Origin of the sequence: Amycolatopsis sp. NPDC001319 (assembly GCF_042896185.1) — a bacterium.
In the GTDB taxonomy this organism is placed as follows: Bacteria; Actinomycetota; Actinomycetes; order Mycobacteriales; family Pseudonocardiaceae; genus Amycolatopsis.
Genome location: NZ_JBIAWY010000004.1, coordinates 556,338 through 571,762 on the forward strand (window position 1 = coordinate 556,338; position 15,425 = coordinate 571,762).

Consider the following 15,425-nt stretch of genomic DNA (forward strand, 5'->3'; position numbering starts at 1 on the left):
CGATGGCCAAGCTCACCGCCGACACCGACCTCTGCCAGGGCTACGGCAATTGCCTCACCACCGCCGCCGACGTCTACGACATCGACGACGACGGCAAAGTCGTCCTGCTGACCGAAACCATCCCCGAGGCCGACCGCGCCCGCGTCGAAGCGGCCGCGCGCAGCTGCCCGGTCAAGGCGCTGGGGGTGGTCGACGGATGAGCACGGTCGTGATCGTCGGCGCGTCGGTGGGTGGCGTCCGCACGGCGCAGGCCCTGCGGGCGCAGGGCCACGACGGCCGGATCGTGCTCGTCGGAGCCGAGCCGCACCTGCCCTACGACAAACCGCCGCTGTCCAAGCAGTTCCTCGCCGGTACCTGGGAGCACGACCGGCTGGCGCTGCTCACGGAGGAGGAAGCCGCCACCGACCGCATCGAGCTGCGGCTCGGCGTCGCGGCGACGGGCCTCGACCCGGCCGCGCGCACCGTCGAGCTGGCCGACGGGACGACCCTCGGCTACGACACCCTGGTGATCGCCACCGGCGCCACCGCGCGGCCGTCGCCGTGGGCCGCCGAATCCGGCGTGCACGTGCTCCGCACCCTCGCCGACGGCACGGGCCTGAAGGACGCGCTCGCCGAACCGGGGCCGCTCGTGGTCGTCGGCGGCGGGTTCATCGGCGCCGAGGTCGCGGCCACCGCCCACGCCGCCGGCCGCGCGGTCACGGTCGTCGACCCGCTGCCGGCGCCGATCGGGCGCGTGCTCGGTGACGAAGTGGGCCGGCTGGTCGGCGACGTGCACCGGCGCCACGGCGTCGAGACGCGCTTCGGCACCGGCGTCCAGGCCGTGTCCGGCCGCGTGGGCGCGCTGGAGGTCACGCTCACCGACGGGACGGTGCTGCCCGCGGGCACGGTGGTCGTCGGCATCGGCGCGGTGCCGTCGGTCGAGTGGCTCGCCGGTTCGGGGCTGGAGCTGGACAACGGCCTCGTGTGCGACGAGTTCTGCCACGCCACCGGGCACCCGGAGATCTTCGGCGTCGGCGACGTCGCCCGCTGGTTCCACGCCGGCCACGGCGAACACGTGCGCGTGGAGCACTGGACCAACGCCGTCGAGCAGGCGGCCTGCGTGGCCCACAACGTCGTCCACCCGGACGAGCCGGTGCAGTACCGGCCGACCGAATACGCGTGGAGCGACCAGTACGACTGGAAGATCCAGATCGCCGGACGGCCGAGCCGCGCCACTGGCTTCGAGCTGGCGGGCGACCCCGCCACCGACCCGCCGCGGTTCGCCGCGCTCTACCGCGACGAAACCGGCCGGCTTTCCGCGGCCGTCACGGTGAACTGGCCGAAGCTGCTCGTCGCCGCACGGCGGCTCATCACCGCCGGAACCCCTTACGAGGAAGGACTTTCCGTGCTGGACAAGCTGATCGCCCCGGTGAGCGCCGCATGACCGAGTTTCCGAAGGAACGGCAGCTCGTCTCCGACGCCTGTCGTGTGCTCGCCGCCCGCGGGCTGGCGGAAGGCTTCCTGGGCCACGTTTCCCTGCGCATCGACGACGACCGCCTGCTCGTCCGCTGCCGCGGGCCGCAGGAACGAGGGCTGGCGTGGACGTCACCCGAGGACATCCGGCTGGTCGACCTCGACGGCGCGGCCGCCGCGGCGGGTGAGCTCGACGGCTGGTCGGTCCCCAACGAGCTGCCCCTGCACACCGAGGTGCTGCGCACCGACCCCGAGGTGCAGGCCGTGGTGCACGCCCACCCGCCGTCGGTCGTCGCGGCGGACCTGGCGGGGCTGGCGATCCGGCCGATCGTCGGCGCCTACGACATCCCCGGCGCCAAGCTCGCGGCCGGCGGCGTGCCCGTGTACCCGCGCGGGGTCCTGGTCCGCAACCGCACGCTGGCGAAGGAAATGGTGGCGGCGATGGCCGGCCGGCCGGTCGTGCTGCTGCGCGGGCACGGGCTCACGAGCAGCGGCGGTTCGGTACAGGAAGCCGTGCTGCGCGCGCTGTCCGTGGACACGCTCGCGCGGATGGCGCTCGACGTGGTGAGCGCCGGCGGACGGCTCGCCGACCTGCCGCCGGAGGATCTGGCGGAGCTGCCCGACCTGGGGCCGGCCTTCAACGAGGGCGTGGCGTGGCGCCACGAGCTCGCCCGGCTCGGCCAGAGCACCAGCGGTTAATGCAGCAGCGGCGTGGCTTCGGCGACCGTCTCCTTGAGACGTTCGCCGATCTGCCGGACCTCGGCGCGCGACAGCCGCCCGACCGGCAGCGAGACGTTCAGCGCGAGCCGCGCGGGGAGGTTCCCGGCGGGGAAGGCGACGGCGACCGACGCCACGCCTTCCTCGCTCTCCTCGCTGCTGGTCGCGTACCCGCGCCGGCGCACGCTCTCGATCTCCAGCTCCAGCTCGGCGCGGGTGCCGATCGAGTTCGGCGTGAGCGTCTCCAGCCGCTCGTCCGGGTACATCCGGCGCAGGTCCTCGGTGGACAGCTCGGCGAGCAGCGCCTTGCCGGTCGAGGTGCAGTTGGCGGGCATCGCCTGGCCCAGCCGCGAGGCCACCCGGACCGCGCGCGGGCTTTCGATGGCCTCGATGAACCGCACCGTGGTGCCGTCGAGGATCGCGAGGTGCACGGTCTCGGCGAACTCGTTGTTGAGCTTCTCGAGGAACGGCCGCAGCGTTTCGCGCACGTCGAACCGCTGCAGGATCGCGAACGCGACGGCCGTGAGCGAGGTGCCCGGCCGGTACGTCTTCGTGCGCGCGTCCTGCCGGATGAAGCCGCGGTACTGCAGCATCGCCAGCAGCCGGTGGGCGGTGGAGGAGGCGACACCCAGGTACTCGGCGACGTCCGTCATCCGCAGCTCGGGGCGATCCCCCAGCAGCAGGAGGATCCGAAGCGCCTTGTCGACCGAGTCGATCGGGTACTGCGGTGCGGGCGAGTGCGCGCCGGCGGGGTCGAGAGCGGGCTTCTTCATAGCAGAATCGTACGGCAAGCGGCGAACCCGGCGGGGCGCGGTGATCGCCGTGCCGCGGGCGGTTCGCGCTCCGAACCCCTGTCCGGCAGCCAAGAACTCGAAGACGGCTCGGCTTTTGCGAGGCGCGGAAAACGCGGTCCGCAACCGTTCGGAAACGCTGGGAACGCACGGCGAACCTGTGCCTTGACCCTGTTCTAAACCTCTGTTAGACAGAGCGCACTTCTTCATCGCAGAAGACTGGTGAACAATGACCGTTGCTGTTCAGTTCTCCCCGCCGTCGAGACCGTCCCCACCACGGCGCCGCTTCGGCTTCGTGTTCGCGGCTCTCGCACTCGCCACGGCCGGCTGCTCCGCCTCAGCCGCTTCCGACGGCTCCGCCTACACCCTGGGCCTCATCACCAGCCAGACCGGCACCGGCAGCCAGCTCGGCGTCGGCGAGCTGCAGGGCGCGCAGCTGGCAGTGGACCAGATCAACGCGCGCGGCGGCGTCAACGGCAAGCAGCTGCGGCTGCGCACCGCCGACGACCAGAGCAATCCCGCGCAGGCCGTGTTGCAGACGCGCAAGATGCTCGGCAGCGTCGACGCGCTCGTCGGGCCGTCGCTGTCGGGTCCGTGCCAGGCCGTGATCCCGCTGGCGTCCAGCGCGCAGCTGATCGACTACTGCCTTTCCCCCGGCGTGAAGCCGAAACCGGGCTCGTACCAGTGGTCGGCCAGCGCGCCGACCGACACGCTCGCCGAACGGCTGCTGGCGTACTGGAAGAGCCAGGGCATCACGCGCGTCGGGCTGATCTACACCACCGACGCGAGCGGCCTCGACGGCGCGCACGCGATCCAGTCGGCCGCCGCGCACACGGGCGTTTCCGTGGTGGGACAAGCCAGCTACAGCCCCACCGCGGTGTCGGTGACGTCTCAGCTGCAGGCCACCACCTCGGGCAAGCCGCAGGCGCTGGTGGTCTGGAGCAGCGGGGCCGCCGCGGGCGTCGCGTTCAAGGGCATCGACCAGATGGGACTCAAGCTCCCGGTCGCCACCACCGACGGCAACCTCACCTACGCGTTCCTGCGCCGCATCGCCGACTACACGCCGGAAACGCTGCTCATCCCGGCGACGCGCGACTTCTGGTTCCAGCAGCAGAACACCAGCACCGAGGTGCAGCAGCTGGAACGCGCTTACCACGACGAGTTCCGCGCCCGCTACGGCGCCGACCCCGACTTCGGCCCCGGCGTCGCCTACGACGGCGTGCTGCTCGTCGCGCAGGCGCTGGAGAAGGCTCACGGCGACGTCGCCGGAACCCGTGACGCGCTGGAGAGCCTGCGCGGGGTCTCGGGTGTGGTCGGCACTTATTCGTTCGCCCGGGACAACCACCGCGGGATCGGCGCCGACGACGTCGGCATCGTGCGCGCGACCGGTGGCCGGCTGACTTTCGTGGGGAGATGAGCACGGCCATGTCCGGACTGATCCAGGTCATCGTCGGCGGCCTCGCCGACGGGGGCGTGTACGCGCTGATCGCGCTGGGCGTCTCGCTCGTCTACTCGATCAGCCGCATCATCAACCTCGCCCAGGGCGGGTTCGTGGTGCTCGCGGCGCTGCTGGCCGTGTCCATCCAGCAGTGGCTGGGTGTGCCGCCGCTGGTCACCGTGGTGATCGTGGTGCCGCTCTTCGCGTTGCTCATGGCCGTGGTGGAACGGCTGGTGATGGCGCCGGCCGCGGCCCGCGCGACGCCGGACCGGATGCTGCTGGTCACCGTCGGCCTGTTGCAGGCCATCGGCGGGCTGCTGCTGCTCGTGTGGGGCAACCTGCCGTACACGATGCAGCCCTTCAGCGGCGACACGGCGATCACGATCGGCGGGGTGCGCATCGTGTCGCAGTACCTGTGGATCATCGGCGCGCTCGTGGTGACGGTGGCGGCGCTGTGGTTCCTGGTGCAGCGCACGAGCCTCGGGCTGACGATGCGCGCGACGGCGAGCAACCCGGAAGCCGCCGCGCTGCAAGGGATCAACGTCGGGCGCATCCGGCTGATCGCGTTCAGCCTCGCCGGCGCGATGGCGGCGCTGGCCGGCACGACGGTCATCCCGGCGACGTTCCTCCAGTTCTCCACGGTGACGCCGTACGCGGTCGCCGGGTTCATCGCGGCGGTCGCGGGTGGCCTCGGCAGCACGGCCGGCGCGGTCGTCGGAGGGCTGGTTCTCGGTCTGCTGCAAGGACTTTTCAGCCGCTACACCAGCGGCGACCTCGCGCAGGTGATCGCGATGGCCGTGCTCATCGTGCTCCTGCTCGTGCGACCGACCGGGCTGCTGGGCAAGACGAGCGAGGTGCGCCGATGACGACGCAGGAAAAGACCACCCCCACGACCGCGGCCCGCCCGCAGGTCCGCCGTGGCCGGTCGCCGCAGCGGCTGGTCCTCGCGGCCGTCGCCGTGGTGGTCGCCCTCGTGCTGCCGCTGCTGGTCCCGGGCTGGCTGGGCCTGCTCGTGATCGCCGGGATCTTCTTCCTGATCGTGCTCGGGCTCAACCTGCTCATGGGGTACGCGGGCCAGGTCTCGCTGGGACAGACGCTGTTCATGGCGATCGGCGGCTACGGCGCGGGGCTGCTCACGCTGCGCTGGCACTGGCCGACGCTGGTGGCGATGATCGTGATGGCCGTGGTCTCGGCGGCGGTCGCGGCCGGGCTCGGCACGGTGTTCCTGCGGCTGCGGGGCTACTACCTCGCACTGGCGACGCTGGGGCTGGCCGTGATCACCGAGTCGCTCGCGTCGGGGCTCACCGGGTTCACCGGCGGGCCCTCGGGTCTGGTCGGCGTGCCGAGCCTGCGCCTGGGCACGTTCGACGTGTTCAGCGACCAGGCCAACTACTACCTGCTGCTCGTGGTGTGCGGGCTCGGCGCGTGGTTCGTCGGCAACCTGCAGCGCTCCCAGACCGGGCGCGCGCTGTCAGCCATCGCCGCCGACCCCGCGGCCGCGACGATGCTCGGCATCAACGCGGCGCGCTACAAGACCAGCGCGTTCGTGGTCTCCGCCGTCTACGCCTCGCTCGGTGGCAGCCTCTACGCGTTCTACCTGCGGTTCATCTCGCCCGAGGTGGTCGGGGTGACGGTGGCGCTGAGCATCGTGATCATGCTCGCGCTGGGCGGCGCGCGCACGATCGTCGGGCCGCTGCTGGGCGCGCTCGTGATCCAGGGGCTGCCGGAGGTGGGGCAGAGCTTCGCGTCCTGGTCGCCGTTCGTGGCCGGGGTCGTGCTCATCCTCGTGATCACCTACCTGCCGCGCGGGATCTGGGGCGCGGTCAAGAAAGCGGTGCAGCGATGACCACCGAGACCCCGCTGCTGGCCGTGCACGGCCTGACCCGCCGCTTCGGCGGCGTGACCGCGGTCGACGACGTGAGCTTCACCGTCGCCCCCGGCACCGTGCGCGCGATCATCGGCCCCAACGGCGCCGGCAAGACCACGCTGCTCGACCTCATGACCGGGTTCACCGCGCCCGACGCCGGCCGCGTCGAGTTCGCCGGCCGCGACATCACCGGCATCCGCCCGCACCGGCTGCCCGGGCTCGGCCTCGCGCGCACCTTCCAGTCCGCGCGGCTGGTGGGCACGCTGACCGTACGCGAGAACGTGATGCTCGGCGGCTACCGCTTCACCCGCGCGCGGTTCCTCTCCGACGGCCTGCGCCTGCCGCGCACCCGCCGCGAGGAACGCGCGCTCGGCCGCCGCGCCGACGAGCTGCTGGAGTTCCTGGAGCTCGGCGCGTTCGCCGACAGCCTCGCGGGTGAGCTGCCCGCCGGGGCCCAGCGGCTGGTCGAGGTCGCACGGGGTCTCGCGGGCGGGCCGACGTTGCTGCTGCTGGACGAACCGGCGGCGGGGCTCGACGACACGGAGACCGGTGAGCTCGCGGCCGCGCTGCGGGCCGTGTGCGCGGGCGGCATCTCGCTGGTGGTGATCGAGCACAACATCGAGCTGGTCATGACCGTGAGCGACCACGTCACCGTCCTCGACGCCGGCCGCGTGATCGCCGACGACGTGCCGCAGCGCGTGCAGGCCGACCCGGCCGTGATCGAGGCCTATCTGGGAGTGAAGCCATGAACCTCACCGTGCGCGGCCTCGACGCCCGCTACGGCTCCACCCGCGTGCTGCACGACGTGTCCTGCGAGGTCCCCGACGGCAAGATGGTCGCGATGATCGGCGCCAACGGCGCGGGCAAGACCACGCTGCTCAAGTGCCTCGCCGGCCTGCACCGGCCGGCCGCCGGGGAGGTGACGCTGGGCGGCGAACCGGTCGCCGGGCTCGCCGCGCACGAGGTGGCGCGCCGCGGCGTGTGCCTGGTCCCGGCCGGGCGGCAGCTGTTCGGCGACCTCACCGTGGCGGAGAACCTGCAGGTCGGGCTGCACGGCACCGGGGTGCGCGGCACGGCGGTGACCGAGCGGCTGGAGCGCGTCTACGGCCTGTTCCCGATCCTGCGTGAGTTCGCCACCCGCCAGTCCGGGCTGCTGTCCGGCGGCCAGCAGCAGATGCTGGCCATCGCGCGGGCGCTCGTGCGGGAACCGAAGGTGCTGCTGCTCGACGAACCGTCGCTCGGCATCGCGCCCTTGCTGGTCACCGAGATCCTCGGCGTGCTGCAGCAGCTCGCGCGCGACGGCGTGACGATCCTGCTCGCCGAGCAGAACGCCGCCGCCGCGCTCGGCATCGCCGACCACGGCGTGGTGATGGAGAACGGCTCCATCACCCGCACCGACACCGCGGCGGCCCTGCTCGCCGACGACGACGTGAGCCGCCACTACCTCGGCACCGCCCGCGACGCCGTCGAGGTGGGGCACGCCCGCGCGTTGCCCGCCGGGTTGCGGGAACCGCTGCAGGCGTAAGACTGTCCACAGTAGATACTCAACGAGGAGCTCCCATGAAGATCGTGCTCGTCCACGGCGGGTGGCAGGGCGGCTGGGCGTGGGACGGCGTGGCCGAGCAGCTGCGCGCCGCCGGTCACGACGTGTTCGCGCCGACCCTGCGCGGGCAGGAGGACGGCGACGTCGACCGCTCCGGCATCACGCTCACCACCATGGTCGACGACCTGATCGGCCGGATCGAGAGCCACGGTTTCGACCGGTTCGTCCTCGTCGGCCACAGCGGCGGCGGACCGGTGATCCAGCTCGTCGCGGAACGGCAGCCCGAACGCGTGGAGCGCACCGTGTTCGTCGACGCGTGGGTGCTGGCCGACGGCGAGTGCATCAACGACCTCCTGCCGGACGAGCTCGTCGGCGCGGTCACCGCGCTGGCCGGGCAGAGCAGCGACAACTCCGTGACGCTGCCGCCCGAGATGTTCCTGGGCGCGTTCCTGCAGGACGCCGACGAGGCGCTCGCCGCGAGCGTGGCCGCGCGGATCGTGCCGAGCCCGCTGGGCTGGCTCACCGAGCCCGTCCGGCTTTCGCGGTTCTTCACCTCGGGCGTGCCCAGCAGCTACGTTTTCCTGCAGCAGGACCAGGCCGTGCCGAAGACGGCCTACGAGCGGTCGGCGAACCGCCTGGCCGACCCGCGGATCGTCGAGTGCCCCGGCAGCCACGAGGCCATGCTCACGCACCCGGCGGAGCTCGCGAAGGCGCTGCTGCAGGCCACGGCGTGAGGCACCGCACCGGTTTCCTGGCACCGCTGTACTACGACGAGCTGCGGCCGGACCACGCGCCGGCGCGCAGTGTCGTCCTCGTGCACGGCGGCAGCGTGACCGGTGCGTGTTATCTGTCCACTCCGGACGGCCGCCCGGGCTGGGCCCACACGTTCGCCGGGCACGGCCACCGGGTGCTCGTGCCGGACTGGCCCGGCACCGGGCGCAGCACGTCGCTGCCGCCGGACGAGGTCACGGGCGAGGTCGTCTGTGCCGCGCTCGGGGCGCTGCTCGAAGCGCAGGACGAGCCGGTGGTGCTCGTCGTGCACTCGATGTCCGGGCCGTTCGGGTTCCGCCTGCTGGCCACGCACGGGGACCGGATCGCCGCGCTGGTCGCGCTCGCGCCCGGCCCGCCCGGTGACATCCAGCCGGAGCCGGCCGTGCTGGAGGAGACCGCGGACGACGTCGAGATCCAGGGCCTGGCCCTGCGCTGGCGGCTCCCGAAGCGCGGCCTGTGGTGGCCGAGCGACGCGTTCGCCCGGGCGAAGATGATCGGCGCCAGCACGCGGTTTCCGGCCGACGCGGTGGCGACCTACAGCCGGCAGCTCGGCCCCATCCCCGCCGGGCTCCTTGCGCAGCGCCAGAATCTGCGCGGCAGCCAGCTGCGCGGGGCCGGCCGCTTCGACGGCAAGCCCGTGCTGGTGCTCACCGGCGACCGCGACACGGACCACCCGCGTGCGGCCGACGCCGCCACCGCCGAGTGGCTGTCCGCGCACGGCGCCGACGTCACCTACCGCTTCCTCGACGATCCGGAGCACACGGGCAACGGGCACATGCTGATGAGCGAGGACAACAGCGAGGCGCTGGCGGAGCTCGTCATCGGGTGGCTGGCCGGGGTTTCCTGAGCCCGCCCGGTCTCAGGCGAAGCGCTGCGCGTCGGCTCCCGCGTACTGGGCCATGCGCGCGTCGAGCCTGGCGTGGTGCTCGATCCGGTCGATCAGCTCGGGCAGCAGGGAGCCGGGGAACACGCACGTGGCCTCGTCGGCCCGGATTCCGGTGCGGGCCCGGCTGAGCGCGCACCCGACGCTGGCGGCGACCCGGCCCTGCTGGGCCATCGCGACGATGTGGCACTGCGGTTTGCCCTCGACCGGCAGGTCCGGCACGGCGTCCTTGACCGTCATGAGGCCGCGGGCGTTGGTGCGGATCAGCACGACGTCGGGGGTTTCGGTGACCGAGCCGAGCGGGGCGTAGTGCACCGACTCCGTGCGTTCGGCGACCACGGGCAGCGTCACCACGTCGTCGTGACCGACCCAGCCGGCTTCGAGCAGCGCTTGCACGTCGTCGTTGGCCGCGACCTCGTCCAGCGTGCGGAAGCCGTGGGTGAGGCTGCCGACGCTGCAGTTGGCGTGGTCGGCCGCGTAGGTCGTGACCGGCGCCTGTGCGCCCTGGATCCAGAACACGCAGCCGGCGGGGACGGCGCCGGTGCGGCCGTGTTCGTTGGCCGGTGCCGGCGGGAGGCCGGACTCAGCAGCAGGCGCAGGGTGGCCGGGGGATCGATCCGCCACCGAACGGAAGGTCAAGGCGACCGGCGGCGCCGCCAGGTGCAGCACCTTGGTCAGCCGGGCGGCGAGTGCCGGCCAGTCCGGAGTGGACACCGGGGTCGACGAGCTGGAGCCGGGGGTGGACATCGTGGCCTCGTTCCGTGCCGATGGGGATGGTGGTGGCAGTCGGTGGAGCTGGGAAGACCTGGAGCTCGTGGTCGCCGATGACGAGGTCGACCTCGATGGTGTGGCGGTCGAGCGCGCGCCAGCGTTCGTAAGGCGCGCCGTCGCAGCGCAGTACGCAGGTGGCCGTGTCGGCGAGCTGCGAGACGCGGAACGTGGTCGCGCGGCCCCGGTGTGACGACGTGGCCGCGTACGTGCCGATGTGCAGGATGCCGGTTTCGCCCTCGTTGTACGCCATGTCGATGCCGAGGTACGGGAAGTCCACTTCGGACACTGTGGGCTGGTCGAACTTCGCCAGGTTCGGCTCGGTGAACACGCGCGACCACGCCCCGGGCCCGCCGATCTCGGCCATCATCAGCAGCCCGTTGAGCTGGCCGCGGGGGAACGGCTCGTCGAGCCCGAAGCCCCAGCCGAAGTCGTCGGCCGCGGAGCCGAAGAAGCCGGGCCGGAAGTGCTCTTCCGCGTAGGCGTCGAGGTTCGCGAACGTGACGTAGTCGCCGAACTCGCGCGCCAGCACGATGCCCAGCAGCAGGAACCGCGGGTCCGGCAGGGAACGCACCGGGCGCGTCGGGTCGCTCCAGCCGATCTTGTCCACGGCGGTGCGGTACAGCGCTTCGGCCAGCACGGGGTTCTGCGGCAGCATGTACACCGCGATCGAGAGCCCCGACGTCGGGCCGGCGCGGTGGACGTAGTCGGCGAGCGGGTCGTAGTAGAGCGCGGTCCACTCGACGGTGCCGCCCGCGGTCATGCCGAGGTACCGCTGCCGCAGGATCTCGACCCAGTTGTCGTAGACCCAATGGTCGCCGCCGCCGGTGAGGATGTCGTGCATCCGCAGGCCCAGGCCGGCAGCGCTGAGGCAGTACGGCCAGATCTTGGTGTTCTCGCAGTGCGGGCCCTCGGGGCGTTCGGTCCACTGGCGGGTGAGCAGGGCGTTGATGCCGTCGTGGGTCCAGGAGTACGTGGTGTCGTCGAGGCCGGCGACGCTGAACGGCTCGTTCCACTTCCGGTCGCGCGAGACGTAGCCGTGGAAGCCGAGCAGCAGGTTGAGCCAGCCCTTGAAAAACAGGTTCCCCTCGGCACCGACGGGATCGGGGGCGAGGCCCCACGGTTCGACACCGTTGGCCGTCCAGCCGGGCATGTCGTACTCGCCGGCCAGGTGGCGGGGGAGCCAGAGCTTGATGAACTCCTCCGGGTAGCGCGCCCGGTCGGGGTCGTGCCCGATCTGGGTGAGCCAGTCGATGGCCGCCCAGTGCGTGGTGTGGCGGCTGAGCAAGCCGTCCATGATGTCGACGTACACCTCGCGCCAGGCGGGTGTCACGTCGGCCATCATCGGTACGGCGTAACTGGACTCGGAGAGGTCGAAGCGGGCGAAGTTCAGCACGGGCGGAGTGCTCTTGTCGTCCCACCACGGCGCGGGCCGGCCGCTCGAGGACCAGTCGTCCGGGGTCGTGGCCTTGCGGTGCAGGAACCGGAGCCAGCCGCGGGCGCGCCGGCCGAGCCGGTGATCGTCACCCATGGTCCGCTCCCTTCACCACTCGCGTTTGTACCACGGTTTTTCCGGCTTCTCCGTGGCCTTCTTCCCGGCGCGCCACCGCGGTCAACCGCCCGCGTAACCTGGGTTACTCGTGCCTTTGCCCGCCGGTGGCCGGCGTGTTTCTCTTCATGGCGACGTGCTGCTCTTGTCGGCGTTCAAGGAGGAACGAGATGAGTGTGTACATGCTGGCCGGGACCAACGTCCACGACCCCGAGGGCCACCAGGCCTACATCCGGGCCGCCACCGACAGCCTCGCCGGGTTCGACGCTTCGATCAAGGCTCTCTGCGACGACAACAAGACCGTCGAGGGCCGGGAGTCGCCGGGCCGGCTGATCCTCATCGAGTTCTCGAGCCGGGCCGAGTTCGACCGCTGGTACGAGTCGGAGACCTACACCGGGGTGCGGCCGTTGCGCCACGCCACGGCGGAAACCGACCACCTGTGGGTCACCGCGGACGCGTGAGGACCACGGCTCGCGAACGGGGAGCACCGGTGAAGGCTTCACAACGAGAACGCAGCGCGCGCGCCTGGCAGGCGAGCCCGCTCGCCGAGCTGCCGGGCGAGGTCCGCGACGCCCTGCTGGCCTCGTCGGTGGTGGTCGGGGTGCCGGCCGGACAGAGCATCGGCGAAGCCTACGCCGGGCCGACGTTCGCTCTCGTCCACAGTGGACATGTGCGCGTGCAGCTGGTGACGGCGGACGGGCGCACGGCCACCATCCGCTACGCCGGCGAAGGCCAGATCCTCGGCCTGCCCTCGGCCATCGCCGGCACCACCCCGTGGACCGCCTACGCCGTGACCGACTGCGACCTCACGATGATGAGCGGCGCGCTGCTGCGCGAGCTCGCCTCCGCGGACGCGGCCATCGCGTGGCACCTGGCCGGGCAGCTGGCGCAGATCTCGTTCGAGGTCATCGACGTGCTGGGCGGCAACATCTTCGAGCCCGTGCTGCAGCGCGTGTGCCGGCACCTGCTCGAGCTCGCCGAGCGCACCGACGAGGGGCTCGTGGTGGCGACCGACCAGCACGAGCTGGCGCAGTCGATCGGCTCGGTGCGGGAGGTCATCGCGCGGGCGCTGCGGACGTTGCGTGAGCAGGGCCTGATCGAGCGGACGCCCGCCGGGCTGCGGCTCGTCGATCCCGCCCGGCTGCACGAGATGGCCGCGGGCCACGGAGAACCGACCAAAGGCTGACGGGCCTTTCGGTGTAGTGGAAAGGAAATCTTCATGACCGATGCGACGATGTCCCTCGGGGACGTCACCCTCGACCGGGTCGACGAGTGGACCGGCAAGCTGTTCACGCGGCCCGACCTGCTGCCCGACTCGGACCGGCAGGCGTGGGAGGCGGAGCGGCGCTGGCTCGAACCGGACTTCTGGTCGCCGGACTCGGAGGACGCGTGGTTGTGCGCGCAGAGCTTCCTCGTCCGCAGCGGCGGCCGGACGATCCTGGTCGACACCGGGATCGGCAACGCGAAACCGCGTCCGGGCGTGCCGCCGTTCGACCACCTCGACACCGGCTACCTCGACAATCTCGCCGCGCTGGGCACCCGGCCCGAGGACATCGACCTGGTCGTGTGCACGCACCTGCACCCCGACCACGTCGGCTGGAACACCACGCTGGAGGACGGCGAGTGGCGCCCGACGTTCCCGAACGCCACGTACCTGCTGCCCAAGGTCGACTTCGACTACCTGGCCGAGATGGCGAAGTCCGCCGACGCACCGGACCCGTTCGGCTACGTGACCACGTTCCACGACAGCGTGCTGCCGGTCGTGCAGAACGCGAAGTCCCAGCTGTGGGACGGCGAAGAGCACGTGATCGACGACGCGCTGCGGCTCGTGGCGTCTCCGGGGCATTCGCCCGGGGCGTGCGTGGTCACCATCTCGTCGGGCGGCGAGCACGCGCTGCTCGCCGGTGACCTCGTGCACCACCCGATGCAGATCCTGGACCCGGGGCAGCGCAACGCACTCGACGCCGACGGCGAAACGGCGGCGCGGTCGCGCACCCGGCTGCTCGGGTGGGCGGTGGAGAACTCCGCGCCGGTGTACGGCGGGCACTTCCCGGGCGGGCGGGGTGCGCGGATCAGCAACGCCGGCGGTGCGTTCCGCATCGATTCCTGGACGTCGCTCTGAGACTTGCCGCTTCGGTGGCAGGAATGTTTTTCGATTACTAATCCGGCCAAAAGTAGGCCGACCCCTACGCGGCACGTAACTGTTGCCACGAAGCCATTCGGCCGTGACTGTGGTCGGATTAGTATCAATCGAAACAGTGCCAGGGTGGTCGCAGCTGGATCGTTTTTCCCGAATCCCTGAGGGAGTATCGCTGTGCCTGGATCGACGAAGCTCCACGGTTGGCATCTGATCACGACTGTCGCCGCCTTGACCATTTTCGCCGAGGGGTACGACATCGTCGTCTTCGGCGTCGTTCTGCCCGGGCTCCTGGTGGAGCCCGGGTGGAACCTCTCCAAATCGGCCGCCGGGCTGATCGGGAGCGCCACCTACCTCGGCATGCTCATCGGCTCTGTCGCGAGTGGACGGTTCGTCGACCGCTTCGGCGCCCGGCGAATCCTCCTGACGATGACGGTGTTCCTCGCTCTGGCGGTGGCGGCCTGTGCGGTCGCGCGGTCGCCGATCGAGCTCGGCGTGTTCCGGTTCGTGCTGGGCCTGGCCGTGGGCGGCAACATCCCGGCCGCGATCATGGCGGCCCGCGTCTCCGCTCCGTCCGCGAGGATGAACCTGGCGCTGACGTGGATCAGCTCCGGCATCCTCATCGGCGGCGCCGGCGCGTCGCTGATCGCCATCCCCGTGCTGCCGACCCTCGGCTGGCGGGCCCTGTTCTGGATCGGGGCGGGGATTTCCCTGGTGGCCTTGGCCGCCACCGCGCTGGTCATCCCGAAACACCCGGCCGCGGGCGGCGTCCGACCCGCGAAGGTCCGGTTCGCCCAGGTCATGACGGCCCGGCACCGGCGCCTGCTGATCGCCTGCATCCTCGCGACGACCGCGAACATGCTGGTGTGGAACGGGATGTCGACCTGGCTCACGACGTCCATGAAGGAACTCGGCTACACCTTGACGTCGTCGCTGCAGTTCAGTCTCGTGCTGACGGTCTCGGCGCTGATCGGTTCGCTGGCGTTCGGGCTCTTCGCCGACCGGGCCGGTGCCCGGACCGCCGGGCTGCTGTCGACGGGGCTGGGGCTGATCGGGCTGCTGGGCTGCGTCGTCGGCGCGAGCACGCCGGGGATCGCGTGGATCGCGGTGGCCCTGCTGGGCGCCGGCGCGGGCTCGACCACGACGATGATCGGCAACGTGGTGGCCATCGGCGTGCCCGCTCCCGTGCGGGGCACCGCTTTCGGCCTCAACAACGGCCTCGGCCGCGTCGGGGCGATCTTCGGGCCGCTGACGGGCGGCTGGATCATCGGCGCGACGGTGGGCCCGGCGTGGTTCTTCGCCTTCTGCGCGCTGGTGCTGGTGTTGTGCGCGGCGGCCCTGGCGCTGGTTCCCCGGCCTGGTGCGCCCGCTGACGGTGCTTCCGTGACACCGCACGGAGACGCGGACCGGCAGGACATTCCCGCGGCGCAGTAGGAAAACGGGTGAGGGGCGGTGCCGGGTCCGGCACCGCCCCTCACGTGTCCGCACAGCTGCGCACCCGCCGAGCTT

General features: G+C 71.7%; 17 protein-coding genes. 14 read left to right on the forward strand and 3 right to left on the reverse strand.

Annotated features, from left to right (window positions below; all coding sequences use genetic code 11):
• Window positions 1-2: 2 nt before the first annotated feature.
• From ACFY1H_RS17665 to ACFY1H_RS17675, 3 genes are read left to right on the forward strand one after another with little or no spacing between them, the layout of a single operon-like run.
• Complete coding sequence (locus tag ACFY1H_RS17665) at window positions 3-200, forward strand: ferredoxin (RefSeq protein ID WP_360599605.1); 198 nt, start codon at window positions 3-5, stop codon at window positions 198-200.
• Window positions 197-1,423, forward strand: a complete 1,227-nt coding sequence (locus ACFY1H_RS17670) for an NAD(P)/FAD-dependent oxidoreductase (protein WP_386947495.1) — start codon at window positions 197-199, stop codon at window positions 1,421-1,423. Before ACFY1H_RS17665 ends, ACFY1H_RS17670 begins: the two co-directional genes overlap by 4 nt.
• Entirely contained in the window at window positions 1,420-2,151 is a 732-nt protein-coding gene (locus ACFY1H_RS17675) for a class II aldolase/adducin family protein (RefSeq protein WP_386947497.1), read from the forward strand. Before ACFY1H_RS17670 ends, ACFY1H_RS17675 begins: the two co-directional genes overlap by 4 nt.
• Here the strand turns inward: ACFY1H_RS17675 and ACFY1H_RS17680 are convergent.
• Window positions 2,148-2,942 (reverse strand): IclR family transcriptional regulator, encoded by a 795-nt coding sequence (locus ACFY1H_RS17680; protein WP_366582969.1) that lies wholly within the window; start codon window positions 2,940-2,942, stop codon window positions 2,148-2,150. The genes ACFY1H_RS17675 and ACFY1H_RS17680 overlap by 4 nt on opposite strands.
• Window positions 2,943-3,189: 247 nt before the next feature.
• Between ACFY1H_RS17680 and ACFY1H_RS17685 the strand changes: the two genes are divergently transcribed.
• From ACFY1H_RS17685 to ACFY1H_RS17715, 7 genes are read left to right on the forward strand one after another with little or no spacing between them, the layout of a single operon-like run.
• A complete protein-coding gene (locus ACFY1H_RS17685) occupies window positions 3,190-4,377 on the forward strand; it encodes an ABC transporter substrate-binding protein (RefSeq protein ID WP_366582968.1) in 1,188 nt (395 codons plus the stop codon).
• An 8-nt stretch (window positions 4,378-4,385) separates the two neighbouring features.
• Complete coding sequence (locus ACFY1H_RS17690; protein ID WP_220243261.1) at window positions 4,386-5,264, forward strand: branched-chain amino acid ABC transporter permease; 879 nt, start codon at window positions 4,386-4,388, stop codon at window positions 5,262-5,264.
• Window positions 5,261-6,244 carry a branched-chain amino acid ABC transporter permease gene (locus ACFY1H_RS17695; protein WP_366582967.1) on the forward strand — a complete coding sequence of 328 codons (984 nt, stop codon included), beginning with the start codon at window positions 5,261-5,263 and terminating at the stop codon, window positions 6,242-6,244. The genes ACFY1H_RS17690 and ACFY1H_RS17695 overlap by 4 nt, the downstream gene beginning before the upstream one ends.
• Window positions 6,241-7,014 carry an ABC transporter ATP-binding protein gene (locus ACFY1H_RS17700; RefSeq protein ID WP_366582966.1) on the forward strand — a complete coding sequence of 258 codons (774 nt, stop codon included), beginning with the start codon at window positions 6,241-6,243 and terminating at the stop codon, window positions 7,012-7,014. Before ACFY1H_RS17695 ends, ACFY1H_RS17700 begins: the two co-directional genes overlap by 4 nt.
• A complete protein-coding gene (locus tag ACFY1H_RS17705) occupies window positions 7,011-7,790 on the forward strand; it encodes an ABC transporter ATP-binding protein (RefSeq protein ID WP_366582965.1) in 780 nt (259 codons plus the stop codon). The genes ACFY1H_RS17700 and ACFY1H_RS17705 overlap by 4 nt, the downstream gene beginning before the upstream one ends.
• Window positions 7,791-7,825: 35 nt before the next feature.
• On the forward strand, window positions 7,826-8,542 hold the full coding sequence (locus ACFY1H_RS17710; protein ID WP_386947501.1) for an alpha/beta fold hydrolase: 717 nt from the start codon (window positions 7,826-7,828) through the stop codon (window positions 8,540-8,542).
• Window positions 8,539-9,426, forward strand: a complete 888-nt coding sequence (locus tag ACFY1H_RS17715) for an alpha/beta fold hydrolase (RefSeq protein WP_366582963.1) — start codon at window positions 8,539-8,541, stop codon at window positions 9,424-9,426. Before ACFY1H_RS17710 ends, ACFY1H_RS17715 begins: the two co-directional genes overlap by 4 nt.
• Window positions 9,427-9,438: 12 nt before the next feature.
• On the opposite strand, the gene ACFY1H_RS17720 is transcribed toward ACFY1H_RS17715, so the two are convergent.
• Window positions 9,439-10,086 (reverse strand): DUF169 domain-containing protein, encoded by a 648-nt coding sequence (locus ACFY1H_RS17720; RefSeq protein WP_366582962.1) that lies wholly within the window; start codon window positions 10,084-10,086, stop codon window positions 9,439-9,441.
• Complete coding sequence (locus tag ACFY1H_RS17725) at window positions 10,046-11,761, reverse strand: hypothetical protein (protein WP_386947503.1); 1,716 nt, start codon at window positions 11,759-11,761, stop codon at window positions 10,046-10,048. The genes ACFY1H_RS17720 and ACFY1H_RS17725 overlap by 41 nt, the downstream gene beginning before the upstream one ends.
• Before the next feature lie 188 nt (window positions 11,762-11,949).
• On the opposite strand from ACFY1H_RS17725, the gene ACFY1H_RS17730 reads away from it, so the two are divergent.
• From ACFY1H_RS17730 to ACFY1H_RS17745, 4 genes are all read left to right on the forward strand, one after another.
• Window positions 11,950-12,240, forward strand: coding sequence for a DUF1330 domain-containing protein (locus ACFY1H_RS17730; protein WP_366582960.1), 291 nt, complete (start codon window positions 11,950-11,952; stop codon window positions 12,238-12,240).
• Between the two features lie 29 nt (window positions 12,241-12,269).
• On the forward strand, window positions 12,270-12,965 hold the full coding sequence (locus tag ACFY1H_RS17735) for a Crp/Fnr family transcriptional regulator (protein WP_366582959.1): 696 nt from the start codon (window positions 12,270-12,272) through the stop codon (window positions 12,963-12,965).
• Window positions 12,966-12,998: 33 nt separating this feature from the next.
• A complete protein-coding gene (locus ACFY1H_RS17740) occupies window positions 12,999-13,901 on the forward strand; it encodes an MBL fold metallo-hydrolase (protein WP_366582958.1) in 903 nt (300 codons plus the stop codon).
• Between the two features lie 192 nt (window positions 13,902-14,093).
• Complete coding sequence (locus ACFY1H_RS17745) at window positions 14,094-15,350, forward strand: MFS transporter (RefSeq protein WP_386947505.1); 1,257 nt, start codon at window positions 14,094-14,096, stop codon at window positions 15,348-15,350.
• The last annotated feature ends 75 nt before the right edge of the window (window positions 15,351-15,425 follow it).

Bases quoted from the DNA above. Each gene is read 5' to 3' on its own strand.
- ACFY1H_RS17710 (WP_386947501.1), top strand. From the start codon at position 7,826: ATGAAGATCGTGCTCGTCCACGGCGGGTGGCAGGGCGGCTGGGCGTGG.
- ACFY1H_RS17680 (WP_366582969.1), bottom strand. From the start codon at position 2,942: ATGAAGAAGCCCGCTCTCGACCCCGCCGGCGCGCACTCGCCCGCACCG.
- ACFY1H_RS17690 (WP_220243261.1), top strand. From the start codon at position 4,386: ATGTCCGGACTGATCCAGGTCATCGTCGGCGGCCTCGCCGACGGGGGC.
- ACFY1H_RS17685 (WP_366582968.1), top strand. From the start codon at position 3,190: ATGACCGTTGCTGTTCAGTTCTCCCCGCCGTCGAGACCGTCCCCACCA.
- ACFY1H_RS17665 (WP_360599605.1), top strand. From the start codon at position 3: ATGGCCAAGCTCACCGCCGACACCGACCTCTGCCAGGGCTACGGCAAT.
- ACFY1H_RS17695 (WP_366582967.1), top strand. From the start codon at position 5,261: ATGACGACGCAGGAAAAGACCACCCCCACGACCGCGGCCCGCCCGCAG.
- ACFY1H_RS17670 (WP_386947495.1), top strand. From the start codon at position 197: ATGAGCACGGTCGTGATCGTCGGCGCGTCGGTGGGTGGCGTCCGCACG.
- ACFY1H_RS17730 (WP_366582960.1), top strand. From the start codon at position 11,950: ATGAGTGTGTACATGCTGGCCGGGACCAACGTCCACGACCCCGAGGGC.
- ACFY1H_RS17740 (WP_366582958.1), top strand. From the start codon at position 12,999: ATGACCGATGCGACGATGTCCCTCGGGGACGTCACCCTCGACCGGGTC.
- ACFY1H_RS17725 (WP_386947503.1), bottom strand. From the start codon at position 11,761: ATGGGTGACGATCACCGGCTCGGCCGGCGCGCCCGCGGCTGGCTCCGG.
- ACFY1H_RS17705 (WP_366582965.1), top strand. From the start codon at position 7,011: ATGAACCTCACCGTGCGCGGCCTCGACGCCCGCTACGGCTCCACCCGC.
- ACFY1H_RS17675 (WP_386947497.1), top strand. From the start codon at position 1,420: ATGACCGAGTTTCCGAAGGAACGGCAGCTCGTCTCCGACGCCTGTCGT.
- ACFY1H_RS17700 (WP_366582966.1), top strand. From the start codon at position 6,241: ATGACCACCGAGACCCCGCTGCTGGCCGTGCACGGCCTGACCCGCCGC.